A 26,611-nucleotide genomic window follows, 5' to 3' on the forward strand; every position below is an offset into this window, starting at 1 on the left:
AACAATCATCTAATTACAAATTGATAACCCAGATGAAAATATTATTCAACATACGCTTTATTTATGATGACCCGCTTCACAGGATTCACCGCCAGTAGTGGCCCCACTGATTTACAATCTCCTGCTACGCTCCCTTTTTCTTCAGAATAAAATTCTGATTAAAGCGCAAAATAACGCCTTTAAGATTGTGAAATCGCGAAGAAAAGAAATTGCTCATCAACGCAGTTTACGGCACCGTGTTCTATGCTTGTTTAGAGGTTTTCCGTACAGAGAGAACCACCAACAATGAGGGCGCGCTAATGGCTACGATTGATTCCATGAACAAGGACGCAACCCGTTTAAGCGATGGACCCGACTGGACTTTTGAACTGCTGGAGACTTATCTGGCAGAAGTCGACCGGGTGGCGAAACTGTACCGTCTTGATACCTATCCGCACCAAATTGAAGTGATTACTTCCGAGCAGATGATGGATGCGTACTCCAGCGTCGGGATGCCTATCAACTACCCGCACTGGTCATTTGGTAAAAAATTCATTGAAACCGAACAAGCTTATAAGCACGGTCAACAGGGCCTGGCCTATGAGATTGTGATTAATTCCAACCCCTGCATCGCCTATTTAATGGAAGAGAACACCATTACCATGCAGGCGCTGGTGATGGCTCATGCCTGCTACGGGCATAACTCCTTCTTCAAAAACAACTATCTGTTCCGCAGCTGGACAGATGCCAGCTCAATCATTGATTATCTGATCTTCGCACGTAAATACATCACCGAATGTGAAGAGCGCTACGGCGTTGATGAAGTCGAGAAACTGCTCGACTCCTGCCATGCCTTAATGAACTATGGTGTCGACCGTTACAAACGCCCACAAAAAATTTCCTTACAAGAGGAGAAAGCACGGCAAAAAAGTCGCGAAGAGTATCTGCAAAGCCAGGTGAATATGCTGTGGCGTACTTTACCGAAGCGCGAAGAGGAAAAAATCGTAGAAGCCAAACGCCGGTATCCTTCGGAACCGCAGGAAAATTTGCTCTACTTTATGGAGAAAAACGCGCCGTTACTGGAGCCCTGGCAGCGTGAAATCCTGCGCATCGTGCGTAAGGTCAGTCAGTACTTTTATCCGCAGAAGCAGACTCAGGTCATGAACGAAGGCTGGGCAACTTTCTGGCACTACACCATCCTCAATCATCTTTACGATGAAGGAAAAGTGACGGAGCGCTTTATGCTTGAGTTCCTCCACAGCCATACCAATGTCGTGTTCCAGCCGCCCTACAATAGCCAGTGGTATAGCGGCATTAACCCGTACGCACTGGGCTTCGCCATGTTCCAGGATATTAAACGTATTTGCCAGTCGCCGACGGAAGAGGACAGATACTGGTTCCCGGATATTGCCGGTTCTGACTGGCTTGAAACGCTGCATTTCGCCATGCGGGATTTTAAGGATGAGAGCTTTATCAGCCAGTTCCTGTCGCCGAAAGTCATGCGCGATTTCCGCTTCTTTACCGTGCTCGATGACGATCACAACAACTATCTGGAGATATCCGCTATTCATAACGAAGAGGGATACCGTGAGATCCGCTCGAAACTTTCAGCACAGTACAATCTGAGCAATCTTGAGCCCAATATTCAGGTCTGGAATGTTGACCTGCGCGGTGACCGCTCCTTAACCCTGCGCTACGTGCCGCATAACCGCGTACCGTTAGATAAAGGCCGCCGTGAAGTTCTTAAGCATGTTCACCGCCTGTGGGGATTTGATGTTCTTCTGGAGCAGCAAAACGCCGATGGCAGCGTTGAATTGCTGGATCGCGTTCCTCCGCGGCAAAATGCGCTGTAATGATTGAAAGCAAAACGCCCGGCAGTCACGCCGGGCATTTTTTATCATTCACCGGGTTTAGCGCATATTGATAGCTAAATCGCCTGGCAGGCTTTTTTGCATACGGTGCCAAATCTCACCGCTGTCGCGCCCATAGCGGCGCACAATCTCATAAACCTGCTCGTAAAGGCCCTCTTCACAAACTTTCGCCAGTTGATGATAGAAGCCCAACGCCAGACTACGCGCTTCCGGACTGGAGAAATAGTGGCGACCAATGCGCGTATACAACCCTTTCATACCATTGAGGATCAGGCCGTAGATCGGGTTACCGGACGCAAAAGCCAGACCGCGGAAAATGTTGTAATCCAGCTCGGCAAAGGCATCCGCATGATCTTTCACCTCATGCGCGCTCGCCAGCACGTCCAGCGCCTTGTCCGGATGCTGGCGGAATGCGGTGCGAATAAATATAGTCGAAATATTCGTCCTCACCGACAGCAGGTTATCAATGAGCTGCGGTACGCTGTCATGATCGAGACGCGCCAGGGTTTCGAGAATATTCAGGCCCGATGTTTCCCAGAAATTATTCACCTTCGTGGGTTTCCCGTGCTGAATAGTTAACCAGCCATCGCGGGCCAGGCGTTGCAACACTTCACGTAAGGTTGTACGGGTCACACCAATCAGTTCAGAAAGCTCACGTTCAGCGGGAAGAATTGAACCAGGAGGAAAGCGGTTATTCCAGATACTCTCAATGATGTACTCTTCAGCGAAACCCGCAGGGCTTTGCGCCTTAATGACCATAATAATATTTCCATTACACAGCGTTGCAATTTTACTCATCATACCAGAGCACCCTTGAGGCAGATAGCGCCAGAGAGCAATTAAAAAGGGATCGCTGTTTCATTTTAGACTTTTCATTTCACGCTTTTTCTTGTTGAAGAAGGTGATATAAAGCGGATTACAAGTTTTTTACCCAACTGGCAATCTTGCGCATAGTCACGTATAAAAGTGTGTTGAATTTTTGACGGAGAAAGAATGGCTGTCATGGAAATGTCTTATGGCCGCGCCCTTTGGCGCAATTTTCTGGGCCAGTCTCCGGACTGGTATAAGCTCGCGCTTATTATTTTCTTAATTATTAATCCCTTAGTCTTTCACCTCAACCCGTTTATCGCCGGATGGCTGCTGGTGGTTGAATTCATCTTTACCCTGGCAATGGCGCTTAAGTGTTATCCGCTGCTGCCGGGGGGACTGCTGGCGATTGAAGCTGTCTTTATTGGTATGACAACCCCCGACCATATCCGGGAAGAAGTTGCCGCTAACCTGGAAGTCCTGTTGCTGCTGATGTTCATGGTGGCGGGGATTTACTTCATGAAACAGCTGCTGTTGTTCATCTTCACTCGCCTGCTGTTGGGTATACGCAGTAAAATGTTGCTGTCGTTGGCATTCTGTATTGCGTCCGCCTTCCTCTCCGCCTTTCTGGACGCGCTGACCGTCGTGGCGGTGGTCATTAGCGTCGCCGTCGGTTTTTATGGTATCTATCACCAGGTTGCTTCAGCGCGCCCGGATGATCACGATCTCCTTGATGATAACCATATCGAACAGCACTACCGCGATGTGCTGGAACAGTTTCGCGGTTTCTTACGCAGCCTGATGATGCATGCGGGGGTCGGTACGGCGCTCGGCGGCGTGATGACGATGGTCGGTGAGCCGCAAAACCTGATTATCGCTAAAGCCGCTGGCTGGCACTTTAGTGAATTTTTCTTACGCATGTTACCCGTCACGCTGCCTGTGCTGGCCTGCGGCCTGGCAACCTGTCTGCTGCTGGAAAAATTCCACCTTTTTGGCTATGGCGAACCGCTGCCGCCAACCGTGCGCAAAGTGCTGCAGGATTTTGACGATCGTAGCCGTCAGAGCCGTAGCCGCCAGGATCGCCTGCGGCTTATCGCGCAGGGCATTATCGGCGTCTGGCTGATCGTCGCGCTGGCGCTGCACCTTGCGGAAGTCGGTCTGATTGGCCTGTCGGTGATTATTCTGGCCACCACTTTCTCCGGGATCACGGATGAACATGCGATCGGCAAAGCGTTTACCGAAGCTCTGCCATTTACCGCTCTGCTTACCGTCTTTTTTGCCGTGGTCGCGGTGATTATCGATCAACATCTGTTCGCCCCGGTGATTGAATTTGTCCTGCAAGCGTCGCCGCATGCTCAGCTTTCGCTGTTTTATCTGTTTAACGGCCTGCTGTCATCGATTTCCGACAACGTTTTTGTCGGCACGGTCTACATCAATGAGGTGAAGGCGGCTCTGGCACAGGGCACCATTGGCCTACCGCAGTTTGAGATGCTGGCGGTGGCGATCAACACCGGCACCAACCTGCCATCGGTGGCGACACCGAACGGCCAGGCGGCGTTCTTGTTCCTGCTCACATCCGCCCTGGCGCCATTGATACGTCTCTCATACGGCCGGATGGTATGGATGGCGCTGCCGTACACCCTTGTCCTGACGCTGGTTGGTCTGGCGTGCGTCGAGTTTACCTTAATGCCGGCCACGCAGTGGATGCTCGACCACGGCTGGCTGGTTACGCCCCAGTTATAAAAATAGCGCGGCGCGTACCCGGCGCACTCACCGGGTACGCAGGATTTGTTTACGGAATATTTTCAGACGAGTTGATGGCGTCGGTGCGGTTTTCGTTTACACTGCCATGATTTAGCATGTTCCAGGGAAATGATTATGTTGCGATATCTAAACCAGTGCTCAAGGGGACGCGGTGCCTGGCTCCTGATGGCGCTAACCGCGTTTATTCTTGAATTGGTTGCATTGTGGTTCCAGCACGTGATGTTGCTGCAGCCATGCGTGCTGTGCATTTACGAACGCTGCGCGCTTTTCGGCGTGATGGGAGCCGGTATTGTCGGCGCGATCGCCCCGAAATCCCCGCTGCGCTATGTAGCAATCGTTATCTGGCTTTACAGCGCCTTCCGTGGGCTGCAGTTGTCGTGGGAGCATACCATGATTCAGCTCCACCCTTCCCCTTTCCAGACCTGCGATTTTGCCGCACGCTTTCCCGGCTGGTTACCGCTGGATAAATGGCTGCCTCAGATTTTCGTTGCAACCGGTGACTGCGCCGTACGCCAATGGGAGTTCCTGACCCTGGAGATGCCGCAATGGCTGGTCGGGATTTTCGCCGCCTATCTGATTGTTGGCGTGCTGGTGCTTATTGCTCAGCCATTTAAACCGAAAAGACGCGATCTTTTTGGACGCTAAGAGTGATTGCGGGTAAAGCGCTCCTTCGGGAGCGTTTTTTTTGCGTATTGACGTCGGCCCCTAAAAGTTGCACATTAAATACAACTTATTTATCTTCACTCAGGAGCACATGATGTCTCATCTGCGAATTCCCGCTGACTGGAAAATAAAACGTTCCACGCCGTTTTTCACCAAACGGAATGTTCCCGCTGCCCTGTTGACTCACCACAACACCGCCGCCGGTGTTTTTGGCCAGCTTTGTGTGATGGAAGGCACTGTCATCTACTACGGTTTTGCTGATGAACAGGCGACTGAACCGGAAGTGAAAGTGGTGATAAACGCCGGTCAGTTTGCCACCAGTCCACCGCAGTACTGGCACCGTATCGAGCTAAGCGACGATGCGCAGTTCAATATTAACTTTTGGGTCGCAGACGATGCCGATGGCGAAAGCGGGCTGTTCCACGGGAAGAAAGAGTAATTCGCGCCTTACTGCGGCCGATTTCACATTCTCTGTTTTAGTGCGCGATATCTGTGGTGCTTTTATTTTCCATCCATGCCCACCGCCTTTCCCATATCCTGTCGTTTCAGTTTGAAGACTGGAGGTGATCATGTGCGCACGTTTTGCCCAGTCACAGGCACGCAACGCATACCTGGCTTATCTGGCTGAAGAGGGCGAGTGCGATATTGCTTATGATCCTGACCCCATTGGCCGGTATAACGTCTCACCCGGTACCAAAGTTTTGTTGCTGAGCGAACGTGATAAGCAACTTCACCTCGATTCGGTTCACTGGGGATATGCGCTGACGTAGTGGGATAAGCCTCCACTCATTAATGCTCGCCTGGAAACCGCAGCGACAAGCAGGATGTTTATCCCTCTCTGGCAGCACGGCCGGGCTATTTGCTTTGCCGATGGTTGGTTTGAGTGGAAACGTGAAAGCAGAAAGCACGAAATTCCAATTTCTCACTTGAGGAATTCTCTTGCGATAAGGTTTGAGCAAATACACTTAAGGCCATAAGGGCCATTGCCTTTCAATCCCATAGCATCAGCAGACCACGCGACCACCATTGTTTGACAGGACGACCACCGGCCGCCCTTGCAAATCTGGCCGGAATGCCAATATCCCGTACTCCACTTTGCGCGCGCTATCGACACCCGTCACCTGTCCCGACCTCAACCATGTTATCTGTCGTTAGCGATTGCTCGCTCAGTCGTTCTTGCCACGGCTACCAGCCGGGAAGCTGACGATTCCATAAATTATCCATTTTGTTACCGGATTGTTGGATTATGATTTACATACCTCACACCCTTGAGGATCGTGGTTAACCACGGAATGATGATGTGTTGCATATCTCTTGTCAGATTTGACGCCGCCATATTCCTGGCGGTTTTTTTTCCTCATCATCAAACAGGCAGCCGTTGATAACATGTATTGCTGTCAACAACGGATAAAAAGCGGGCCTTCCGCGAATCAGGCGGAAGAAAATTATGCCTTCCGTTTTATGAGTCTGATGTGTGAAGCCATCACCTGCAACTGCGTAATCGTGTTGTCAAGGAGCATGTTAACCGTCTGAAAATGCGAAAGCCCATTTTCGATCCGTTAGTGACAGTGGCCCCCTCCGACATGTTGAATTACAAATTCAAACACATTTACAACAGCCCGTGCATGATAGTTATCCTGTACAGTCAACTGAGGGTGACAGCGATGGGTAAAGTTAAATTTGTTTTGTTGTTGGCTACGCTGTCCTCTGTATCGTTCTCCTCGGCAGCGTCATATTGCGAATCTAATAATATAGGCGGGCAGTTGTGCTTTCATGATGATGGAACGACATCCAGCAGTATTCCAAATGGGGTCAACGGGTTCGATACTTACTCAAGCGACGGAAAATGGTCAAGCACTATGCCAGATCTGGCGGGTACGAAAGAAGATATTGAAGGCTCGACGCTACCAAACGATGACGATGTAACCCACTCTTCGTCCAGTGAATCCGACAGCACGCTTATGGGCAAGGACTGGAATTCTGCAGCAAACATCCAGTCAGATGGCGCCGCGACATCCAGTGCGGCCATAGTAAATGCGCCATAACCGACTGCAGGTGTCATAATCCATCTTCGTCCGTTCATACACCCGGCGCCCTCGACGCGGCTAAACCAGCGGGATGATCATTGTTTGAGGATAAAACCAATAGGCTACCCCACACCATTTCTGTGCAGGAAAAATAGCGTATAAATCATGACATCAACTGGCCCAATCCGGCTTATTGAGGATATGATCCTGCCAGTCAACCACGCTGGACTCTTTTACCGCGATATGGCGAACGGAAATCCGCTCACCGTGCATAGCGGCCTTCGAACCCGTCAATAGCGGATGCCAGGAGGGTAACGGCTTTCCTTCCGCCAGCAGACGATACGCGCAGGTCATCGGCAGCCATTCAAACGTTGGCAAATTGTCGCGCGTTAACTTAATGCAATCCGGCTCATATTCGAAACGGCGCGCATAGTTACGACACTGGCAGGTTTTAATATTGAGCTGACGGCAAGCGACGTTAGTGAAATAAATCTCGTCGGTATCCTCATCCATCAGCTTATGCAGGCAGCACTGTCCACAGCCATCGCAGAGTGATTCCCACTCCGCATCGCTCATTTCATCCAGTGTTTTTTGTTGCCAGAAAGGTTGGTCGCTCATTAGGATGTCCGTCATTGCAATTCAGGGTGCACCTTATAACCACTCTGGCACGCCGTTGCAAGTTTTGCCGCCCTGAAAAGGCGGCAAACGGACGTTACAACACACGAGTGGTCAACGATAATCCATTAAAACCAATCTCCAGTTCGTCGCCGCCGTTCAGCGGGCCAACACCTTCCGGCGTGCCAGTCAGCACCACGTCACCGGCTTTCAGCGTGAAGAAACGCGACATATACGCAATCAACGGCGCGATTTTGTGGATCATATCAGCCGTTGTGCCGTGCTGACGCACTTCACCATTTACCTTCAGGCTCAGCGGCGTATTCTGCACATCGCCATGAAATTCCGCCACCGGAATAAACCCGGAAATTGGACAGGCGTTATCAAAGCCTTTCGCTTTTTCCCAGGGCTGACCAGCCTTTTTCATTTTTCCCTGCAAATCGCGAAGGGTCAAATCAAGGGCCACGCCATAGCCTGCGATAGCCTTCAACACGTGCTCTTCCGTCGCCTGCCGTAAGGTGCCGCCAATCAGCACCGCCAGCTCGACTTCATGATGCACCGACCCCAGACCTTCTGGAAGCACTAACGGCTGGCGAATGTCGCACAGCGCCGTCTCAGGTTTAATAAACAGCACCGGCTCTTCCGGCGTCGCACTGCCCATCTCTTTGATATGTTTAGCATAGTTGCTACCTACGCAAACCACTTTGCTTACCGGATAATCCAGTAACGCGCCCTGCCAGTTATGATGTTGGTACATTATTTATTTGCCCTCAGTGGGTTAATCAGATTTATTCCCCTGTTCCGCCAGGTGTTTCTTGAGTAAATTTTCAGGTGGAGGAGGAAGTTGCAGGTAGTAGCCCTGATCGGTCAGCGCCTGCTTCACGTTCTCTAAATCGGCTTGAATCAGTTTTTTCCGTCCATCGAGCGGCAGAATCATTGCCAGTTTAGGCATACCGAAGCTACGCATTAATTCGTCGGGAACGCGGGAAAAATCGTCCTTTTTTTCGACATATAAATAGGTTTGCTCACGTTTAGTACTTCGATAGATCACACAAAACATAGTTTTACTCGGAATTAGACCTATGGTCACTTGCCTCAATATATGAGTGACTATAACATGCCTTTTAGTCTTCGGAATATCACCGCACTTCGCCGGTTGATAAACAGCAAATTGAGTAAGGCCAGGATGTCAAATACGCCAATCGAACTTAAGGGAAGTAGCTTCACCTTATCCGTTGTTCATTTGCACGATGCAAGTCCCGAGGTTATTCGTCAGGCGTTAGAAGAAAAAATCGCCCAGGCCCCCGCCTTTTTACGTCATGCTCCGGTGGTTGTGAATATTAGCGGCATTGAAGAGGCCGTCGACTGGCGCGCGCTGCATGAAGCTATTGCGAGCACGGGTTTGCGTATCATGGGCGTAAGCGGATGTAAGCTCCCTCGCCTGAAAGCAGACATTGACCGTGCGGGCATTCCTTTATTAACTGAAGGGAAAGAACATATTCCCCGTCAGGCGGTTGCTGAACCGCCAGCGCCGCCGCCAGTTGTTAATCAGATCACAAAAACGCGTTTGATAGATCAGCCGGTACGTTCCGGACAGCGTATTTATGCACCACACTGTGATCTCATTGTGACAAACCATGTGAGTGCCGGCGCGGAACTTATCGCTGATGGTAATATCCATGTATATGGCATGATGCGGGGACGCGCGCTTGCTGGCGCGGGCGGCGACAGAGACGTCCAGATATTTTGTACCCACCTCTCGGCGGAACTGGTGTCCATCGCGGGGGAATACTGGCTGAGTGATAACATTCCGGCCGAATTTTATGGCAAAGCGGCGCGCCTGCGTTTAGGCGATAGCGCTTTGACAATTCAATCGTTGAATTAATCCCTTTTAACAAGGAATTTCTATGGCACGCATTATTGTTGTGACTTCGGGTAAAGGAGGCGTTGGCAAGACCACCTCCAGCGCGGCCATCGCTACTGGTTTGGCCCAGAAGGGAAAAAAAACGGTCGTCATCGACTTCGATATCGGTCTGCGTAACCTTGACCTGATCATGGGCTGTGAGCGTCGCGTCGTTTATGACTTCGTCAACGTCATCCAGGGAGACGCCACCTTAAATCAGGCGCTTATCAAAGACAAGCGTACGGAGAACCTCTATATCCTTCCAGCCTCGCAGACCCGTGATAAAGAGGCTCTGACCCGCGAAGGCGTAGACAAGGTTCTCGAAGAACTGAAAAAGATGGGTTTTGATTTTATCATCTGCGACTCTCCGGCTGGTATCGAAACCGGCGCGCTGATGGCGCTGTATTTCGCGGATGAAGCCGTTATCACCACCAACCCGGAAGTCTCCTCCGTCCGCGACTCCGACCGTATCCTTGGCATTCTTGCCTCGAAATCCCGCCGGGCGGAAAAAGGTGAAGATCCGATCAAAGAGCATCTGCTGCTGACCCGCTATAATCCGGGTCGAGTGAACAAGGGCGATATGCTCAGCATGGAGGACGTGCTGGAAATTCTGCGCATCAACCTGGTGGGCGTCATTCCTGAAGATCAGTCCGTATTGCGCGCATCCAACCAGGGTGAACCGGTGATTCTGGATGAGACTTCGGACGCGGGTAAAGCCTACGCCGATACCGTTGAACGTCTGCTCGGAGAAGAACGTCCTTTCCGCTTCGTAGAAGAAGAGAAGAAAGGTTTCCTCAAACGCCTGTTCGGAGGATAAATTATGGCATTACTCGACTTTTTTCTCTCGCGGAAAAAGAACACGGCCAACATTGCGAAAGAACGCCTGCAAATCATTGTCGCGGAACGTCGTCGCAGCGATGCGGAACCGCATTATCTGCCGCAGTTGCGCAAAGACATTCTGGAAGTGATTTGTAAGTATGTGCAGATCGACCCGGAAATGGTCAGCGTACAGCTGGAGCAGAAAGACGGCGATATCTCGATTCTGGAGTTGAACGTCACCCTGCCGGAAACCGAAGAGTCGAAATCCTGACCCTGCGAGGTGGTAAAAAACCGGCAACGCTATGCGATGCCGGTTATTTCCCTCCCTGTGCGCTCACCCGCGTTAAATCTCTGAACGCGGATACTCGCTTAATAGCGCCTTCAGGCGATCGGCCATCAATTCACCGCGCCAGCCGGAAATCAGTTCTGGCTCCCCGTTGCCGTTTTTTAACCCCCAGTGCCCGTTCAACAACTGATTAATCTGCCTTCTCGATGCCAGCAGTTCCGCACTTATGCCCTTCTCCACGCTCACCGTCTGTACCAGCGCTTTAATCGCTTTAAACACCTTGCGATACCCCGGCATATCAACCAGGTTCTGTAGCGGCTCTGGCAACGCCTCTTCCGGCAGCGCCTGCGCTTTTTCGACGAGGCTTATCAACGTCTTACCGTGGAAGCGAATTTCGCTGCCCGATAACCCCAGGCTATCAAGCTCCCCCAGGCTGCCAGGCATATAGCGCGCGACGTTCCACAGATGTTCCTCTCGAATGACAAAGTTGACCGCCAGGTCACGCTCGCGCGCTTTACGTAAACGCCAGTCGGCCAGCAGTTGCAGACACCCCAACTGGCGAGTGCGCAGTTGCCAGGCATTGCCGATATCGCGCCACGCCTGCGCCGGATCCTGAACCTCCTGACGACGCTGCTGCATTAACTGGCATTCATCCAACGCGGCGGATAGCCAGCCGGCGCCTTCAGTTTCAGCCATTAACTTGTTGGCGATAGGTAGCAGGTACCAGACATCCGCAGCAGCATAAATGCACTGGCGTTCCGTTAACGGACGGGCCAGCCAGTCGGTCCGTGATTCGCTTTTGTCCAGCGCCACGCCGCTATACTCTTCGACCATCGATGCAAATCCCCATGACATCGGACGTCCGCAAAACGCGGCCAGAATTTGCGTGTCGATTAGCGGTTGCGGCATCAAATGAAAAGCATTAAGAAACACTTCCAGATCTTCACTGCCGGCATGCAGATATTTAGTCACGTTTTTATTCAGCAGCAGTTCACGCATCGGCGCCCAGTCTGTAATGACCAGTGGGTCAATCAAGGAAACCTGTTCGCCATCAAACAGCTGAAGCAGACCGAGTTGGGGATAATAGGTACGAGTACGGACAAATTCCGTATCCAGCGCAATGGCCGAAACCGCGCTTGCCGCTTCACAGATGGCGCGAAGGCCATCATCGGTGGTGATCATCTGATAGTTCAAATCGTACTCTCTTAACTTGCGCCCATAAAAAACGCCGGCTTAGCCGGCGTCTGGCGATTCACTCTTAGCTCAGGCTTTATTGTCTACTTTAGCGCGGGCTTCGTCACGCAGTTCTCGCCGTAAAATTTTACCGACATTGGATTTTGGCAGTTCATCGCGAAACTCGACCAGCTTCGGAACCTTGTAGCCGGTCAACTGACGACGGCAAAAGGTAATAAGCATCTCTTCCGTCAGCGCCGGGGCTTTCTTAACCACGAAAATTTTGACGGTTTCACCGCTGCTACCTGACGGCACGCCCACCGCAGCGACTTCCTGCACGCCGGGGTGTTGCATGACCACATCTTCAATTTCATTAGGATAGACGTTGAACCCGGATACGAGGATCATATCTTTCTTACGATCGACGATGCGCAGAAACCCCTCTTCATCCATTATCGCGATATCGCCGGTATGCAGCCAGCCATCCTTAATGATTTCAGCCGTCTCATCCGGGCGTTGCCAGTAGCCCAACATCACCTGCGGCCCTTTCACACACAGCTCGCCCGGCTCGCCCGGCGGCACGTCATTATCGTCGTCATCCACCAGTTTCGCTTCAGTGGAGGGCACCGGCAGACCAATACTGCCGCTGTGATAATCAATATCGTGCGGGTTAACGCTCACCAGCGGCGCGCACTCCGTCAGGCCATAGCCTTCCAGAAGATATTGCCCGGTCAGCTTCACCCAGCGCTCAGCAACCACCTGCTGTACCGGCATCCCGCCACCGGCGGAAAGATGCAGAGAGGAGAAGTCGAGTTCCTGAAATGCTTTGTTATTAAGCAGAGCGTTAAACAGGGTATTTACCCCGGTCATGGCGGTGAAGGGGTATTTCGCCAGCTCTTTGACCATACCTGGAATATCGCGCGGATTAGTAATCAGCAGATTCCGCCCACCCAGTTCAATAAACAGCAGACAGTTCATGGTCAGCGCAAAGATGTGATACAGCGGCAGCGCGGTGACCACCAGCTCTTTCCCGCGATGCAGCAGCGGCCCGTAGGTGGCATTCACCTGCTCAAGGTTCGCCAGCATATTGCGGTGAGTCAGCATTGCCCCTTTCGCCACGCCGGTTGTCCCGCCGGTATACTGGAGGAAAGCGAGATCCTGTGAAACAATTTCCGGTTTGATGTACTGCATTCGGTAGCCGTGCTGCAACGCACGACGAAATGAAATCGCGTCCGGCAGATGGTATTTGGGCACCAGCCGCTTAATGTACTTCACCACAAAGTTCACCAGCGTCCCTTTTGCCGTAGAGAGCTGATCGCCCATACGCGTTAAAATTACGTGCTTCACCTGGGTTTTATCGACCACCTTCTCCAGGGTGTGTGCAAAGTTAGAGACAATCACAATGGCCGCCGCCCCGCTGTCATTAAGCTGGTGCTCCAGTTCACGCGGCGTGTATAGCGGGTTGACGTTTACCACGATCATCCCTGCGCGCAGGATACCAAACAGCGCCACCGGATATTGCAATAAGTTAGGCATCATCAGGGCAACACGGTCGCCTTTTTGTAAACCTAATCCCTCCTGAAGATAAGCGGCGAACGCCCGGCTGCGCTCCTCCAGCTTCCGGTAGGTCATCACCTCACCCATATTGATAAATGCCGGTTGGTCAGCATAACGGGTTACGGATTGTTCAAACAGTTCAACCAGGGATTGATAGCGGTCAGGGTTTATCTCCGCGGGAACATCTGCGGGATAACGGTTTAGCCAAACCTTTTTCACTGCATCACCTCTGAAATAGCTATTCGTCGTCATCACAGCCCCTGATTGAAAACATTCTGTTAACATTATATTAACTCAGCGTACCAGTTTATTAATCAGCCGTTTTACAGGTTGCGAAGCGCGTCACTATTTATTTTTCTTATTTGACTGAAAACGAAGAAACAGCGGACCAGCCGCTGTTTCTTTTAACTTATAAAAACTACAAAATCATTCAGTTACAATGTTTCTCACTTCTGCCGGGCCCGGATTATACCAGCCCCAGCCCCAACCACCGTATCCGTAACCCCAGGGTCGTGGGCCGAACAGCCACGGGTCAAATGGCTGCGGCGGCATCACCACCTGCTGCACGACGTTCCAGCGCTTATAGCCGGTCGCATTCATCAGCATGAATTTATATGGCGTACTGCCCACTTTACCATTCACGACACCGGTGATCGGGCCAACGACGGTCACCAGTTGACCACGAAAATCTACCGGATCGAGAAACCCGTTCACATCGGCAAAAATGCGCCCGCGCGAAGGTTCCCCCAGTTCCGGACGCGCAGCGTTGTCCAGCTTGACAGTCGCGATCTCTAAACGGGTTTTACCCTGCTGATTCTGCACGCTGACAACTTTACCGCCAAAACGCGCTTCCTGGCCAACATACAGCTGCGGCGCGTTCATCACCCGAATTAAATCCTGCTGTGGCGTCGGGCTGGTGCCTTTAATGGCATCCGGTACCGAAGCGCACCCACTCAGCGCGGCGACAACCGCTGCCGCCACTAACCAACGCACTGCGGTTTTTTGATCCGCCATGATGCAACTCCTTCTTCTCAGGCCTGGTGTTACTGAGATTCATTCGCGGCCTGGAAGTTTCTTCCAGGCCACTTCATTACGCAAATAAACTGGTTCCGCGTGTTCAACCGCCACGGTTTTACCCGCCGTAAACAGGTAACAAGCCAGCGGCAGCATATCCTGAGCTTCAGGAAGCTGAATCTCCCCGTCAACCAGCGTCAAACCGGAGCCCTTAGCCATCTCCGGCCACGCCTGCCAGCCAGTTCCGACTGTCGCCCACTCACCTTCCAGCCGCTGTAGCCGCTCGCTCACCGCTTCAGGCTTGAGCACCGACTCACTCGCTTCGCCGTGCCAGACGCCCTGCGCGTCGCGCTGATATTCTGCCCAGTAGACTTCCCCCATTCTGGCGTCAATCGCCGCCAGAACGCGCGTTGCGCCGGTTTTGCGCCATGCCCCCTGGGCCATAGTCGCCAGCGAAGAGACGCCAATCATCGGCAACTCAGCGCCCAGCGCCAGCCCCTGCGCGATACCGATACCGATACGCACGCCGGTAAAACTGCCCGGCCCGCGGCCAAAGGCCAGCGCATTAAGCCCGGTCAGTAGGATGCCGCTTTCAGTGAGGAGATCCTGCACCAGCGGCAGGATTCGTTGCGTATGTTCACGGGGACAGATTTCAAAATGAGCACTAAGGGTGCCATCATTCCACAGCGCCGCGGAGCAAGCTTCCGTGGCGGTATCGATAGCCAGAATTCGCATGGATCGTCACGCTCTCGTTATATACCCTTCGTATTTCCAGCAACATTTTGCCAGGGCTATGTGCATTCATCCCCGTCACATCGTTATCTATGTTCCGGGGAACCACACCCTTGCCGCCGCAAAGCCACTCGAAATGCATTGGGTATAGCAGATTCACAAAATGGCGCGCAGCTTACCACATATTGCGCCAGATTACCTCGCTGGCGGCAGCGCAAGAAAACGTATCGCCCGGCGGATATCGCGAGTCCGCGGCGCGGGCGGTAAGCTGGCGAGAAACACCGCGCCATAGGGGCGCATCACCAGACGGTTATCGCAGATCACCAGCACCCCGCGATCGTCAATGTCGCGGATCAGGCGCCCCACCCCCTGTTTTAGCGTAATCACCGCATCCGGTAGCTGGACCTCATCGAAAGGATCGCCGCCGCGCAGACGACAATCTTCCATGCGCGCTTTGAGGAGCGGATCGTCCGGCGAGGTGAACGGCAGTTTGTCGATAATCACCAGCGAGAGGGTATCGCCGCGCACGTCCACCCCTTCCCAGAAGCTGCTGGTCGCCACCAGCAACGCATTCCCGGCGCTCACGAACTGCTGCAAAAGCTGGCCCTTACTGGTTTCCCCTTGTAACAGCACCGGCAGGGTCATGGTCGCGCGGAAGTGTTCCGCCAGATCGCGCATCATGGCGTGCGAGGTACACAGCATAAAACAGCGCCCGTCATTGGCTTCAATCAGCGGTTTAAGCATTGCCGCCAGATGCCGCGCTGCGCCGGGCTTGTTCGGCAAAGGTAAATTACGCGGCACGCAGAGCAGCGCCTGATGGGCATAGTCAAAGGGGCTGGGCAGCAGCAGCGTTTGCGCTTCGCTAATCCCCAGACGATCGGTGAAATGGTGCAAATCGTCGTTTACCGACAGCGTCGCCGAGGTAAAGATCCAGCTCCCGGACTTTTGCGTCATAACGTCTTTAAATTTATCCGCCACCGTGAGCGGGGTCAGCGCCAGGGTGAAGTGACGGGAAGTGCATTCATACCAGTAGCTAAAACCCGGCTGGTTGGTCTCTTTCAGCCGTTTGAGGCGGCCACGGTAAATCGTTGCCCGTTCGAAAGCGGCATCCAGCAACGCTGAGCGCCCCAGCGACAGCTTTGCCACGTCGTAGCACAGCTCCAGCGCATCATCGAGGAGCAGCAACGCGCGCTGAATATTGTTATCCGCCAGCAGATCGCGCAAATTGCCGCGATAGCCTGGCTCCCCGAGCTGCAGGCGAAAATCCTGCGTGCTCTGGGCAAGACGGTCAGCGCATTTCTGCAACTGCCGGGTATCTTTTAACTCGGTGCGATAAGCAATAGTGATATCTTTCGCCAGATCCAGCAACTGGCGGCTGGAGAGCGACTGGCCAAAGTACTGGCTGGCGATATCCGGCAACTGATGCGCTTCATCGAAGATCATCACTTCCGCCTCCGGAATAAGCTCGGCAAAGCCGCTCTCTTTCACCACCATATCGGCAAGAAACAGATGGTGGTTAACGACCACCACGTCGGCATCCATCGCCTTTTTACGCGCTTTCACCACAAAGCACTCTTTATATAGCGGGCAGTCGCTACCGAGGCAATTATCGTTGGTGCTGGTCACCAGCGGCCAGGCCAGCGAGTCTTCGGCAACGCTCACGCAGGTGCTGATATCGCCATCCACGGTTTGATTCGACCACGAGCGCAGCAGAATCACATCGCTGAGGGTTTGTACCGGCAGATCCCCTCCGGCAAGCGCCTGTTGCTCAAGACGCTCAAGGCAGAGGTAGTTGGAACGCCCTTTCAGCAAGGCCAGTTTGCCGGTGAACTTCAGCGCGTTGGCGACGGTGGGCAAATCCCGGCTGTAGAGCTGATCCTGCAATGCTTTCGAGCCGGTGGAGATAATGACTTTCTTGTTGGCCCGTAGCGCAGGCGCCAGATAAGCGTAGGTTTTGCCGGTCCCGGTGCCCGCCTCAACCACCAGCGGGCGGGTTTCTTCAATCGCGCTGGCGACGGCGAAAGCCATCTGGCGCTGCGGTTCGCGTGGTTTAAATCCCGCAATCGCGCTGGCCAACTGGCCGTCTGCTGCAAAATCGTCGATCACATTACCCCCTGGTTATTTGGACAGTGATTATGTCAGGGTGGCGTGGTTTTCGCCAGCACGGGTAGTGACGCAGGAGAAACATTGTGGCAGTCTTGCCGCAGCTTAATGAACCGGAACAACGAGGAAATGAACATGACTATTACGCGTATCGATGCCGAAGCCCGCTGGTCTGATGTTGTTATTCACAACCAGACGCTGTACTACACCGGCGTACCATCAAACCTTGACGCCGACGCCTGCGCGCAAACCGCCGACACACTGGTGCAGATTGACGCGGTGCTGGAAAAACAGGGCAGCGACAAGTCGCGTATTCTTGATGCCACCATTTTTCTCGCCGACGGCGACGATTTTGCGGCCATGAACCAGGCCTGGGATGCCTGGGTCGTCGCAGGGCATGCGCCAGTTCGCTGTACAGTACAGGCGAAGCTGATGAACCCGCGTTATAAAGTCGAGATTAAGATTATCGCGGCGGTGTAAGCGTTCCGGAGCTATCAGGGGCGGGGCAAACGCCGCGCCCGGTATTATGTAAATACACAACAGACACCCTTCTGTTACTTTGTTATGTTGTCGCATATTTGCAGCAGGGTTATCACGATGAACTCGATACTTCGCCGAGGTTTATTATGTGTTGCGCTGTGCTGTTCCAGCCTTAGCGCCATACTGTATGCCGCAGAACCGTATACGCTTGATGAAAAGGATTTGGCCTTTAGCCGTCAGCGGATCGCCGCCAACGATCCGCTATTTATCCAGGCGCAAGCGGCGCTGCTGAAAAAAGCCGATCTGGCGCTCAGGCACCCACTGTTCTCAGTGATGGACAAAACGCTGGTCGCCGCCAGCGGCAATAAGCACGACTATTACAGCTTCCCGCCATACTGGTGGCCGAACCCTGACACCAAAGACGGTCTGCCGTATATCCGCAAAGATGGGCAAATCAATCCGGACGCCAGTAACAACGCCACCGACAAAAACCGGCTGGTGAAGATGAGCAACGATGTGTCAACGCTGGCGCTGGCATGGTACTTCTCCCGGGACAATCGTTACGCGCAAAAGGCGGTTGAGCAACTGAAGACCTGGTTTCTCGCGCCAAAGACGCGTATGACCCCCAACCTGCAATACGCGCAGGCCATTCCCGGTATTAATACCGGACGCGGCATCGGTATTATTGATAGCCGCGCCCTGGTCGAGGTGGTTGACGCTATCGCCGTGCTGCAATCGTCCGACGCGCTCAACGAGAAGGATGTGACCGCGTTGAAGCAGTGGTTTGCTAAGTTTTACTACTGGATGACCACCAGCCAGAATGGCATTGAAGAGGGGAACAGGCATAACAACCACGGCACCTGGTTCGACATGCAGGCGGTCGCCTTTGCGCTGTTCTGCGGGAAAACGGACGAAGCCAAAAAGCGCCTTGAGCTTACCCGGTTACAGCGGATTACCGGACAGTTTGACGCGGAAGGCCGCCAGATGGCCGAACTGGAGCGCACTCGCTCGTGGCACTACAGTAATTTCAACCTTGAGGCCTACAATCGCCTGGGGCATCTGGGTGAGAGAGTGGGCATCAATATCTGGAACGTCACCCGTGACGATCATAGCCTGCGTAAAGGCTATCAGTACGTCGCCGGGTTTATTAACAGCGACACACCGTGGCCCTGGAAAGATCTCGATAAAATGGATGATAAAAAAGCGCTGCGCAATATCGCTACCGCCGCGCACGTCTGGCCTGACGATCCGCTATTTCGCGAAAAAGCGCAGTGGTTACGGGCAAAATACCCCGACGATATCACCACGCTCATCGCCCCGCTGTCGCCAGTATCAGCGTTCGAGGAGCATTAGCGGAGCGCTACACAATTAACTTACTCGTCTTCATCCTCAAAGCGCGCCACAATCCGATCGCCGGTATGCGAGGCGCGCAGTTCGTCTGCCACTAAAGCGATAGCCTGGCCGCTGCTCATCCCCTGCGACATCAACTCCTGAATTCGTTCGACTGCTTTCTGCTGTTGCTCATGGCTCAGCGAAGGTAAACCTGCAAACATCACGCACTCCTGCTACATTGTGGGGCGTAATTATTTCACGCCGTCCTGCTGGATACCAGCGGGCGGTAACGATCAGGATAAGAAGAAGACGATGTTGTCCCCCGCGATTATCTCCCTGCCCTGGCGTCCGGATGCCGCTGAACACTATTTTGCCCCATTAAGTTCGCAGCCCTGGGCAATGCTGCTGCACTCCGGTTTTGCCGAACATGCGCATAGCCGGTTCGACATTATCGTCGCCCAACCGCGCGCAACGCTGGTTACTCACGGCCAAACTACCGCGATGGTCGAGGGGGAAGCCGTCTCGACGTCAATGGCCGATCCGCTGGCATTGCTGAATCAGCAACTGACGCATTATCACCTGCAACCGTCGGCTCACCCGCATCTGCCGTTTCTCGGCGGCGCGCTGGGGCTGTTCGGCTACGATCTTGGCCGCCGCTTTGAAACCCTGCCGTCTCAAGCGGAGGCGGATATCTCCCTGCCCGATATGGCGGTCGGGATCTATGACTGGGCGCTGATTGTCGATCATCAGCGCCAGGAAGTCTCGCTGTTCAGTTATGACGACCCGCAAACCCGTCTGGCGTGGCTGGAAGCTCAAACCGCCGTCACCGCCGCACCTTTTGAACTGACATCTGAATGGTGCTCAAATATGAGCCGCGAAGAATACGGCGAAAAGTTTCGCCAGATTCAGGCTTATCTGCACAGCGGCGACTGCTATCAGGTTAACCTGGCGCAGCGGTTTACCGCACACTATCGCGGAGATGAGTGGCAGGCTTTCTGTCAGCTTAACCACGCCAATCGCGCCCCCTTCAGCGCCTTTATCCGTCTGCATGAAGGCGCCATATTAAGCCTGTCGCCAGAGCGTTTTATACAACTGCAACAAGGTGAAATACAGACCCGGCCAATTAAGGGCACCCTGCCAAGACTTAGCGACCCTGAGCAGGACGACCAACAGGCGCGAAAGCTGGCGAATTCGCCAAAAGACCGCGCGGAAAATTTGATGATCGTCGATTTAATGCGTAACGATATTGGCCGGGTTGCCGTACCCGGCAGCGTTCACGTCCCTGAGCTGTTTGTGGTTGAGCCATTCCCGGCCATACATCATCTGGTCAGCACCATTACTGCCAGACTCCCTTCCCATCTACACGCCGCTGATTTACTACGCGCGGCCTTTCCCGGCGGTTCCATAACCGGCGCACCGAAGGTCAGAGCGATGGCGATCATTGATGAGCTGGAGCCGCAACGGCGTAACGCCTGGTGCGGGAGCATCGGATACCTCAGCTTCTGCGGCAATATGGATACCAGTATTACCATCCGTACGCTGACGGCCTGCCACGGACAGATCCACTGCTCCGCAGGCGGCGGTATTGTCGCCGATAGCGAAGAAGCGGCAGAATATCAGGAAACGTTTGATAAAGTTAACCGTATCCTGCATCAACTGGAGAGCTAGAACATGGCGGACAGCGCCCTCGGACTTGACGACTTTCTTTCCCGTTTCCAGCTTCTGCGGCCGCATCCTTCGCGTCACGCGCTCAATCCGCGTCAGGCGGCGGTGCTGGTGCCGATTGTCCGTCGTCCACAGCCGGGGTTACTGCTGACCCAGCGTTCACCATGGTTGCGTAAACATGCCGGTCAGGTGGCCTTCCCCGGCGGCGCGGTGGATAACAGCGATGCTACGCTGATTGCCGCCGCGCTGCGCGAGGCGCAGGAAGAGGTGGCGATCCCGCCAGAGTCGGTTGACGTTATCGGCGTTCTGCCGCCGGTCGATAGCGTGACGGGTTTTCAGGTCACACCGGTGGTAGGTATTATTCCATCCAATCTGCACTACCACGCCAGCCAGGATGAAGTGGCGGCGGTTTTCGAAATGCCGCTTGCGGAGGCGCTGCGTCTGGGCCGCTACCATCCGCTGGATATCTATCGTCGCGGCAATGCCCATCGTGTCTGGTTATCGTGGTATCAGCACTATTTTGTCTGGGGAATGACCGCCGGTATCATTCGCGAGCTGGCGCTACAGATAGGTTCCCGACCTTAGCTATACTTAAATGCAAACGGGGCGGTCAGTATTAGTAAATCCGCAGTTATCCATTAGTTTAATTCATGTGAATACTTCAGCTGATAGCACGGTTCCCTCTTACACTATGCGCAATTATTACATCGTTACCGTACCTGCGGTAACCCTGTCAGGAGTGTTAGCGTGATTAGTCTATTCGACATGTTCAAGGTGGGGATCGGTCCCTCATCTTCCCATACTGTAGGCCCGATGAAAGCCGGGAAACAGTTCGTCGATGACCTGGTCGAAAAAGGATTGCTTAATGCGGTGACGCGCGTGGCGGTTGATGTCTACGGCTCACTGTCATTAACCGGCAAAGGCCACCATACGGATGTCGCCATTATCATGGGACTGGCGGGCAATCAGCCCGATACGGTCGATATTGACGCGATTCCGGCATTTATCCGCGACGTTGAAGCGCGCGGTCGCCTGCTGCTGGCGCAAGGGCAGCATGAAGTCGACTTTCCCCATGATGACGGCATGCGCTTTCGTAGCGACAACCTGCCGCTACATGAAAACGGCATGACCATCCACGCCTGGGCTGGCGACCGGGAAATCTACAGTAAAACCTATTATTCCATCGGCGGTGGTTTTATCGTTGATGAGGAACATTTCGGCAAAGAGAACGTTAATGAGCTCGCCGTTCCATATCCGTTTAAATCCGCGCAGGAGATGCTGGGCTTCTGTAAAGAGACCGGGATGTCGCTCTCCGGCATGGTGATGCAAAACGAGCTGGCGCTGCACAGCAAAAAAGAGATTGAAGACTATTTTGCGCATATCTGGCAGACCATGCGCGCCTGTATCGATCGCGGGATGAATACCGAAGGCGTCCTGCCTGGCCCACTACGGGTCCCGCGCCGTGCTTCGGCGCTGCGCCGGATGCTGGTGGCCAGCGATAAACTCTCCAGCGATCCAATGAACGTGGTGGATTGGGTAAATATGTTCGCACTGGCGGTCAATGAAGAGAACGCCGCTGGCGGAAGGGTGGTGACAGCACCAACCAACGGCGCCTGCGGTATCGTTCCGGCGGTGCTGGCCTACTATGATCACTTTATCGAGTCCGTAAGCCCGGATATCTATATTCGCTACTTTCTGGCCGCGGGCGCAATTGGCGCGCTGTACAAGATGAACGCCTCCATTTCCGGCGCGGAGGTCGGTTGCCAGGGCGAGGTCGGCGTTGCCTGTTCAATGGCGGCGGCGGGCCTGGCAGAGATTCTTGGCGCCAGTCCGGAGCAGGTTTGCATCGCGGCGGAAATTGGTATGGAGCACAATCTTGGTCTGACCTGTGACCCGGTAGCCGGACAGGTTCAGGTACCCTGCATCGAACGCAACGCGATTGCCTCCGTTAAAGCGATCAATGCCAGCCGAATGGCAATGCGCCGGACCAGCGAACCCCGCGTCTCACTCGATAAAGTTATTGAGACCATGTATGAGACCGGTAAAGATATGAACGCCAAATATCGGGAAACGTCGCGCGGCGGCCTGGCGATTAAAGTTCAGTGCGATTAATCATTGCGCCATCGAGTGCGCCAGCCGGCGCATTCTTCTTTTTTCCCCTCTATATTCTTCTTTTTCCTCTCTATATTACCTGCGCCCGGCTACACTTGCTCTATAACGACTGTTACTCTGATCAATATTTTTCGTCGACAGGGCGTCATGCATGCAGACTGCACAAAAGTTTATAACAGCATATCGCAGAAGACGCATCCTGGTTTGCTTACTGGTCGCGCTATTCTCACTGACAACAACGTTAGTGATACGATTTATTTCGCAGCGTAGCTTAAATCAGCAAGAAGTCCAGACCGCCACCGACAAAATGGTAGTGGCGATGGACAACATTTTACGCCCTCTTGAGGCACAGCACACGACGCTACTGCAATTGATAAACACGCCCTGTCAGGATGCGAAACTGACGCTACGCAAACTGGCAGCTACGCTGCAAACGGTGCGATCCATCGCGCTGGTCCAGTCGAAAATACTCTACTGTTCAAGTATTTTCGGCCAACGTCATATCCCGATAAATCAACTACAGCCAGCGTTGCCAACCGCGCACCCTTTACTCACCTTCAGTAACGACGCCTCGCTGCTTAAAGGTTCTCCGGTTCTTATCCAGTGGTATCCCGACTCGCGCAACGGTACCGATGGCGTAATGCTGGTGATCAATATTGAGCTATTGGGTAAGTTAATTTTCAACGTGAAATCGCCGCTGATCAGCGGTATTGGCCTTAAAGTCGGTGAAAAAAGCTTAATTAGCGGCACAGGGCTAATTAATCAGGATGCATTATCGGGAGAGCGCATCATCTACCGTCAACGATCAACAGCATTTCCTTTTACGATTAATGTCAGCGGTCCCGGCGCCTCGGCGGTTGCCCTTCATGAACTGCCCGGCGAGCTCCCCCTGGCGCTGATCATCAGCCTGCTAATGACCGGTATTGCCTGGCTGGCTACCGCGGGAAGAATGAGCTTTTCTCGTGAAATTAATCTCGGTATTACTGCGCAAGAGTTTGCGCTCTGGTGCCAACCCCTGCAGGACCTGCGTACCCGTCAGTGCTGTGGCGTTGAAATACTGCTGAGATGGAATAATCCGCGCAAAGGCGCTATCTCACCGGATGTATTTATTCCGATCGCTGAAGCCCATAACCTGATTGTTCCGCTTACGCGTTATGTCATCGCCCACACGGCGAGCAATCTGGCCCTTTTCCCTCAGGACAAACATTTTCACATCGGCATTAACGTCGCCGCCCGCCATTTCGCCAACGGTGAGCTGCTGCGCGATTTACAGCATTACTGGTTTAGCATCCATCCACCGCAGCAACTGGTGGTGGAGCTCACCGAACGTGACATGCTGCAGGAAGGCGATCAGCACATGGCCGAGCACCTGCACAATGCGGGCGCGCTCCTGGCTGTTGATGACTTCGGTACCGGGAACAGTTCCCTCTCATGGCTGGAAAAGCTGCGCCCTGATGTGTTGAAAATTGATAAATCATTCACTAGCGCGATTGGTATTGATAGCGTCAACGCGACGGTAACCGACATGATCATCGCCCTGGCCCATCGACTCAATATCGTGACGGTTGCGGAAGGCGTAGAGACCCGCGAGCAGGAAGCGTATCTGCGGGATAATGGTGTCAATTTACTGCAGGGATTTTATTACGCCCGCCCGATGCCGATAGATGAATTTCCACAATGGCTGGCGAGCGCAAAACGTCGCAACATATCGTCGTAGAGCGCATCTGTCGGCCTCACGATGAGACCGACAGATGAAGGTTACTCTTCTTCGTCGCTGTACTGATGCACTTTGACAACACGCACCAGATCGACCCGATAGTCATTAGCCTCCACAATCGTGAACTGTAAAGGCGGCAGTTCAAGCTCATCGCCGGGACGAGGAATATGCCCATTAACGGCAATCACCAGGCCGGCAACCGTCGCGATATCTTCGTCCTCATCGACCAAATCATCTACGCCAAGAGCCTGTTGTAGCGCATGCAGATCAGTTGACCCTTTCACCAGCCAGCCGTCACCATCAAGGATAATTTCTGGCGTTTCGTCAGCATCCGGAAACTCGCCGGCAATCGCCTCCAGCACGTCCAGCGGCGTCACCAGCCCCTGCACAACGCCAAATTCATTGGTCACGATCACAAAGCTACCGCGGGCACGGCGCAGAACCCCCAATAGATTGATCGGGTCAAGCGTTTCCGGAACCACAATCGCCGGAGAGGCCGAAGCCAGAGCGGCAACGTTTTCACCGGCTTCCAGCGCCACCAGCATCTCTTTCGCCCGCACAATACCAATGATTTCATCCAGTTCGCCACGGCACACCGGGAACAGGCTGTGTGGTGACGAGAGCAACTGGCGACGAATTTCGTCTTCGCTTTGCTCGGCGTTCACCCAGCTAATTTCACCACGGGGCGTCATAATGCTGCGCAACGAACGCTGCGCCAGCGTCAACACGCCATTAATCATATAGCGCTCTTCTTCAGCAAATGCCCCTTCCGGTACCGGCACCACGGCGGCACTATCGCTATCGTGTACCGCGGCATGCTGTTTACGCCCGCCCATCAGACGCAGGATCGCGTCTGCAGTACGGGCGCGCAATGGCAACGTTGACTGATGGCGGATAAAGTTACGCCGCGCGATCTGATTAAAGAACTCAATGGTTATCGAGAAACCAATCGCGGCGTACAGATACCCTTTTGGTATGTGGAAACCAAAACCTTCCGCCACCAGGCTCAGGCCAATCATCAGCAGGAAACTCAGACAAAGCACGACCACCGTCGGATGCTGATTGACAAAATTCGTCAACGGCTTCGACGCCAACAGCATCATCGCCATTGCAATGACCACCGCCGCCATCATTACCGGTAGATGGTTTACCATCCCGACGGCAGTGATCACCGCATCGAGCGAGAACACAGCATCGAGGACGACAATTTGCAATACAACCACCCAAAAACTGGCATACCCTTTACCATGCCCCCCATCATGCTGGCGGTTTTCCAGCCGTTCATGCAGTTCGGTGGTAGCCTTAAACAACAAGAATATCCCGCCGAGCAACATGATCAGATCGCGCCCGGAAAACGAGAAATCGGCAACGCTGAACAGCGGTTTGGTCAGCGTCACCATCCATGAAATGACGGACAGCAGACCCAGGCGCATAAACAACGCCAGCGTAAGGCCAATCAGGCGCGCTTTATCACGCTGCTTAGGCGGCAGCTTGTCAGCAAGGATGGCGATAAATACCAGGTTGTCGATACCTAACACGATTTCGAGGACGACCAGCGTCAGTAAGCCGGCCCAGATAGAGGGATCCATTAAGAATTCCATGAGCAACTCCAGTTAAAGACAGGCGTAGTCATCCCTGTTTCATATTCAGACGGGATAGTTGTTGCTGGTAAAGAAACGTAGCAGGTGGAAGAGGCAGCCAGGTGCCTGAAGGTGAAAAGGCGTCGGTGACGGTCCATATAGCGGGCTATGCCCTATACTCCTGAGTAGTTAAACGAAAGATAAACATAGCAAAACAACGTGGCTGATTGGCAAAAATTTACCTGAATTTGCAATAGTCAGGCCATTTTTTTGCGCCAAAAAATAATTGTCGGTAGATGCATAATTAACGGAGCTTCATCACATTATTTATTTTTTCACTATCTAAAATAATTCGCTGTAGTAATTACTTTATATCTCACACCCTTACTGAATCGATTTTGTCCGCAAGAGT

The 26,611-nt window shown here is 53.3% G+C and carries 25 protein-coding genes and 1 pseudogene; 15 read left to right on the forward strand and 11 right to left on the reverse strand.

Going from position 1 to position 26,611, the window contains the following annotated elements; genetic code table 11:
- The first annotated feature begins 299 nt into the window (after nt 1-299).
- Nucleotides 300-1,832, forward strand: a complete 1,533-nt coding sequence (locus FN037_RS02390; protein WP_138360252.1) for a SpoVR family protein — start codon at nt 300-302, stop codon at nt 1,830-1,832.
- A 57-nt stretch (nt 1,833-1,889) separates the two neighbouring features.
- On the opposite strand, the gene fadR is transcribed toward FN037_RS02390, so the two are convergent.
- Nucleotides 1,890-2,609 (reverse strand): fatty acid metabolism transcriptional regulator FadR, encoded by a 720-nt coding sequence (gene fadR, locus FN037_RS02395; RefSeq protein WP_142501865.1) that lies wholly within the window; start codon nt 2,607-2,609, stop codon nt 1,890-1,892.
- A 243-nt stretch (nt 2,610-2,852) separates the two neighbouring features.
- Between fadR and nhaB the strand changes: the two genes are divergently transcribed.
- The 5 genes and pseudogenes from nhaB to FN037_RS02420 all read left to right on the forward strand — a co-directional run bounded on the left by nhaB (nt 2,853) and on the right by FN037_RS02420 (nt 7,129).
- The gene (nhaB, locus tag FN037_RS02400; RefSeq protein ID WP_142501866.1) at nt 2,853-4,400 is read left to right on the forward strand and encodes a sodium/proton antiporter NhaB; all 1,548 of its coding nucleotides are present in this window, start codon (nt 2,853-2,855) and stop codon (nt 4,398-4,400) included.
- A gap of 135 nt (nt 4,401-4,535) precedes the next feature.
- Nucleotides 4,536-5,066, forward strand: coding sequence for a disulfide bond formation protein DsbB (gene dsbB / locus FN037_RS02405; RefSeq protein WP_138360251.1), 531 nt, complete (start codon nt 4,536-4,538; stop codon nt 5,064-5,066).
- A gap of 112 nt (nt 5,067-5,178) precedes the next feature.
- Nucleotides 5,179-5,523 (forward strand): DUF1971 domain-containing protein, encoded by a 345-nt coding sequence (locus FN037_RS02410; RefSeq protein WP_142501468.1) that lies wholly within the window; start codon nt 5,179-5,181, stop codon nt 5,521-5,523.
- Nucleotides 5,524-5,653: 130 nt separating this feature from the next.
- Nucleotides 5,654-5,995, forward strand: a pseudogene (locus FN037_RS02415) (SOS response-associated peptidase family protein); the annotation flags it as partial.
- A 753-nt stretch (nt 5,996-6,748) separates the two neighbouring features.
- Nucleotides 6,749-7,129, forward strand: a complete 381-nt coding sequence (locus tag FN037_RS02420; protein ID WP_138360248.1) for an RND transporter — start codon at nt 6,749-6,751, stop codon at nt 7,127-7,129.
- 153 nt (nt 7,130-7,282) lie between these two features.
- On the opposite strand, the gene FN037_RS02425 is transcribed toward FN037_RS02420, so the two are convergent.
- The 3 genes from FN037_RS02425 to FN037_RS02435 all read right to left on the reverse strand — a co-directional run bounded on the left by FN037_RS02425 (nt 7,283) and on the right by FN037_RS02435 (nt 8,786).
- Entirely contained in the window at nt 7,283-7,729 is a 447-nt protein-coding gene (locus FN037_RS02425; protein WP_138360247.1) for a YcgN family cysteine cluster protein, read from the reverse strand.
- Between the two features lie 94 nt (nt 7,730-7,823).
- On the reverse strand, nt 7,824-8,483 hold the full coding sequence (locus tag FN037_RS02430) for a fumarylacetoacetate hydrolase family protein (protein WP_138360246.1): 660 nt from the start codon (nt 8,481-8,483) through the stop codon (nt 7,824-7,826).
- 21 nt (nt 8,484-8,504) lie between these two features.
- Complete coding sequence (locus tag FN037_RS02435) at nt 8,505-8,786, reverse strand: YcgL domain-containing protein (protein WP_138360388.1); 282 nt, start codon at nt 8,784-8,786, stop codon at nt 8,505-8,507.
- Between the two features lie 126 nt (nt 8,787-8,912).
- Between FN037_RS02435 and minC the strand changes: the two genes are divergently transcribed.
- From minC to minE, 3 genes are read left to right on the forward strand one after another with little or no spacing between them, the layout of a single operon-like run.
- The gene (minC, locus tag FN037_RS02440; RefSeq protein WP_138360387.1) at nt 8,913-9,611 is read left to right on the forward strand and encodes a septum site-determining protein MinC; all 699 of its coding nucleotides are present in this window, start codon (nt 8,913-8,915) and stop codon (nt 9,609-9,611) included.
- A 22-nt stretch (nt 9,612-9,633) separates the two neighbouring features.
- Nucleotides 9,634-10,446, forward strand: coding sequence for a septum site-determining protein MinD (gene minD / locus FN037_RS02445; RefSeq protein WP_138360245.1), 813 nt, complete (start codon nt 9,634-9,636; stop codon nt 10,444-10,446).
- Between the two features lie 3 nt (nt 10,447-10,449).
- Nucleotides 10,450-10,719: a cell division topological specificity factor MinE gene (gene minE, locus FN037_RS02450; protein WP_138360244.1), complete on the forward strand. Its 270-nt coding sequence runs from the start codon at nt 10,450-10,452 to the stop codon at nt 10,717-10,719.
- A 72-nt stretch (nt 10,720-10,791) separates the two neighbouring features.
- Here minE and rnd read toward each other — a convergent pair whose 3' ends face one another.
- The 5 genes from rnd to FN037_RS02475 all read right to left on the reverse strand — a co-directional run bounded on the left by rnd (nt 10,792) and on the right by FN037_RS02475 (nt 17,316).
- A complete protein-coding gene (gene rnd / locus FN037_RS02455) occupies nt 10,792-11,916 on the reverse strand; it encodes a ribonuclease D (protein WP_185929229.1) in 1,125 nt (374 codons plus the stop codon).
- Nucleotides 11,917-11,997: 81 nt separating this feature from the next.
- Nucleotides 11,998-13,683, reverse strand: coding sequence for a long-chain-fatty-acid--CoA ligase FadD (fadD, locus tag FN037_RS02460; RefSeq protein WP_142501470.1), 1,686 nt, complete (start codon nt 13,681-13,683; stop codon nt 11,998-12,000).
- 207 nt (nt 13,684-13,890) lie between these two features.
- The gene (locus tag FN037_RS02465; RefSeq protein WP_142501471.1) at nt 13,891-14,478 is read right to left on the reverse strand and encodes a Slp family lipoprotein; all 588 of its coding nucleotides are present in this window, start codon (nt 14,476-14,478) and stop codon (nt 13,891-13,893) included.
- A 39-nt stretch (nt 14,479-14,517) separates the two neighbouring features.
- Nucleotides 14,518-15,213, reverse strand: a complete 696-nt coding sequence (tsaB, locus tag FN037_RS02470; RefSeq protein ID WP_138360240.1) for a tRNA (adenosine(37)-N6)-threonylcarbamoyltransferase complex dimerization subunit type 1 TsaB — start codon at nt 15,211-15,213, stop codon at nt 14,518-14,520.
- Nucleotides 15,214-15,405: 192 nt separating this feature from the next.
- A complete protein-coding gene (locus tag FN037_RS02475; RefSeq protein ID WP_142501472.1) occupies nt 15,406-17,316 on the reverse strand; it encodes an ATP-dependent DNA helicase in 1,911 nt (636 codons plus the stop codon).
- 132 nt (nt 17,317-17,448) lie between these two features.
- On the opposite strand from FN037_RS02475, the gene FN037_RS02480 reads away from it, so the two are divergent.
- Both FN037_RS02480 and FN037_RS02485 read left to right on the forward strand, forming a co-directional pair.
- Nucleotides 17,449-17,793, forward strand: a complete 345-nt coding sequence (locus FN037_RS02480) for a RidA family protein (RefSeq protein ID WP_142501473.1) — start codon at nt 17,449-17,451, stop codon at nt 17,791-17,793.
- A 117-nt stretch (nt 17,794-17,910) separates the two neighbouring features.
- Nucleotides 17,911-19,146 carry an alginate lyase family protein gene (locus FN037_RS02485; RefSeq protein WP_142501474.1) on the forward strand — a complete coding sequence of 412 codons (1,236 nt, stop codon included), beginning with the start codon at nt 17,911-17,913 and terminating at the stop codon, nt 19,144-19,146.
- A 20-nt stretch (nt 19,147-19,166) separates the two neighbouring features.
- On the opposite strand, the gene FN037_RS02490 is transcribed toward FN037_RS02485, so the two are convergent.
- A complete protein-coding gene (locus FN037_RS02490; protein WP_004103292.1) occupies nt 19,167-19,346 on the reverse strand; it encodes a YoaH family protein in 180 nt (59 codons plus the stop codon).
- Between the two features lie 91 nt (nt 19,347-19,437).
- Between FN037_RS02490 and pabB the strand changes: the two genes are divergently transcribed.
- The 4 genes from pabB to FN037_RS02510 all read left to right on the forward strand — a co-directional run bounded on the left by pabB (nt 19,438) and on the right by FN037_RS02510 (nt 24,619).
- Nucleotides 19,438-20,793: an aminodeoxychorismate synthase component 1 gene (gene pabB, locus FN037_RS02495; protein ID WP_142501475.1), complete on the forward strand. Its 1,356-nt coding sequence runs from the start codon at nt 19,438-19,440 to the stop codon at nt 20,791-20,793.
- A gap of 3 nt (nt 20,794-20,796) precedes the next feature.
- Nucleotides 20,797-21,375, forward strand: coding sequence for a CoA pyrophosphatase (locus tag FN037_RS02500; RefSeq protein WP_142501476.1), 579 nt, complete (start codon nt 20,797-20,799; stop codon nt 21,373-21,375).
- Nucleotides 21,376-21,537: 162 nt separating this feature from the next.
- On the forward strand, nt 21,538-22,902 hold the full coding sequence (gene sdaA / locus FN037_RS02505) for an L-serine ammonia-lyase (RefSeq protein ID WP_142501477.1): 1,365 nt from the start codon (nt 21,538-21,540) through the stop codon (nt 22,900-22,902).
- Nucleotides 22,903-23,053: 151 nt separating this feature from the next.
- Nucleotides 23,054-24,619 carry an EAL domain-containing protein gene (locus FN037_RS02510; RefSeq protein WP_142501478.1) on the forward strand — a complete coding sequence of 522 codons (1,566 nt, stop codon included), beginning with the start codon at nt 23,054-23,056 and terminating at the stop codon, nt 24,617-24,619.
- A 41-nt stretch (nt 24,620-24,660) separates the two neighbouring features.
- Here the strand turns inward: FN037_RS02510 and yoaE are convergent, their stop codons facing one another.
- On the reverse strand, nt 24,661-26,220 hold the full coding sequence (gene yoaE / locus FN037_RS02515) for a CNNM family cation transport protein YoaE (protein ID WP_138360227.1): 1,560 nt from the start codon (nt 26,218-26,220) through the stop codon (nt 24,661-24,663).
- Between the last annotated feature and the right edge of the window lie 391 nt (nt 26,221-26,611).

It is taken from the genome of Klebsiella sp. 2680 (assembly GCF_900198535.1).
GTDB lineage: Bacteria > Pseudomonadota > Gammaproteobacteria > Enterobacterales > Enterobacteriaceae > Klebsiella > Klebsiella indica.

Excerpts from the sequence above, each read along its gene's own strand:
- FN037_RS02390 (WP_138360252.1), top strand. The coding sequence starts at position 300 with ATGGCTACGATTGATTCCATGAACAAGGACGCAACCCGTTTAAGCGAT.
- fadR (WP_142501865.1), bottom strand. The coding sequence starts at position 2,609 with ATGGTCATTAAGGCGCAAAGCCCTGCGGGTTTCGCTGAAGAGTACATC.
- nhaB (WP_142501866.1), top strand. The coding sequence starts at position 2,853 with ATGGAAATGTCTTATGGCCGCGCCCTTTGGCGCAATTTTCTGGGCCAG.
- dsbB (WP_138360251.1), top strand. The coding sequence starts at position 4,536 with ATGTTGCGATATCTAAACCAGTGCTCAAGGGGACGCGGTGCCTGGCTC.
- FN037_RS02410 (WP_142501468.1), top strand. The coding sequence starts at position 5,179 with ATGTCTCATCTGCGAATTCCCGCTGACTGGAAAATAAAACGTTCCACG.
- FN037_RS02420 (WP_138360248.1), top strand. The coding sequence starts at position 6,749 with ATGGGTAAAGTTAAATTTGTTTTGTTGTTGGCTACGCTGTCCTCTGTA.
- FN037_RS02425 (WP_138360247.1), bottom strand. The coding sequence starts at position 7,729 with ATGAGCGACCAACCTTTCTGGCAACAAAAAACACTGGATGAAATGAGC.
- FN037_RS02430 (WP_138360246.1), bottom strand. The coding sequence starts at position 8,483 with ATGTACCAACATCATAACTGGCAGGGCGCGTTACTGGATTATCCGGTA.
- FN037_RS02435 (WP_138360388.1), bottom strand. The coding sequence starts at position 8,786 with ATGTTTTGTGTGATCTATCGAAGTACTAAACGTGAGCAAACCTATTTA.
- minC (WP_138360387.1), top strand. The coding sequence starts at position 8,913 with ATGTCAAATACGCCAATCGAACTTAAGGGAAGTAGCTTCACCTTATCC.
- minD (WP_138360245.1), top strand. The coding sequence starts at position 9,634 with ATGGCACGCATTATTGTTGTGACTTCGGGTAAAGGAGGCGTTGGCAAG.
- minE (WP_138360244.1), top strand. The coding sequence starts at position 10,450 with ATGGCATTACTCGACTTTTTTCTCTCGCGGAAAAAGAACACGGCCAAC.
- rnd (WP_185929229.1), bottom strand. The coding sequence starts at position 11,916 with ATGATCACCACCGATGATGGCCTTCGCGCCATCTGTGAAGCGGCAAGC.
- FN037_RS02465 (WP_142501471.1), bottom strand. The coding sequence starts at position 14,478 with ATGGCGGATCAAAAAACCGCAGTGCGTTGGTTAGTGGCGGCAGCGGTT.
- tsaB (WP_138360240.1), bottom strand. The coding sequence starts at position 15,213 with ATGCGAATTCTGGCTATCGATACCGCCACGGAAGCTTGCTCCGCGGCG.
- FN037_RS02480 (WP_142501473.1), top strand. The coding sequence starts at position 17,449 with ATGACTATTACGCGTATCGATGCCGAAGCCCGCTGGTCTGATGTTGTT.
- FN037_RS02485 (WP_142501474.1), top strand. The coding sequence starts at position 17,911 with ATGAACTCGATACTTCGCCGAGGTTTATTATGTGTTGCGCTGTGCTGT.
- FN037_RS02490 (WP_004103292.1), bottom strand. The coding sequence starts at position 19,346 with ATGTTTGCAGGTTTACCTTCGCTGAGCCATGAGCAACAGCAGAAAGCA.
- pabB (WP_142501475.1), top strand. The coding sequence starts at position 19,438 with ATGTTGTCCCCCGCGATTATCTCCCTGCCCTGGCGTCCGGATGCCGCT.
- FN037_RS02500 (WP_142501476.1), top strand. The coding sequence starts at position 20,797 with ATGGCGGACAGCGCCCTCGGACTTGACGACTTTCTTTCCCGTTTCCAG.
- FN037_RS02510 (WP_142501478.1), top strand. The coding sequence starts at position 23,054 with ATGCAGACTGCACAAAAGTTTATAACAGCATATCGCAGAAGACGCATC.
- yoaE (WP_138360227.1), bottom strand. The coding sequence starts at position 26,220 with ATGGAATTCTTAATGGATCCCTCTATCTGGGCCGGCTTACTGACGCTG.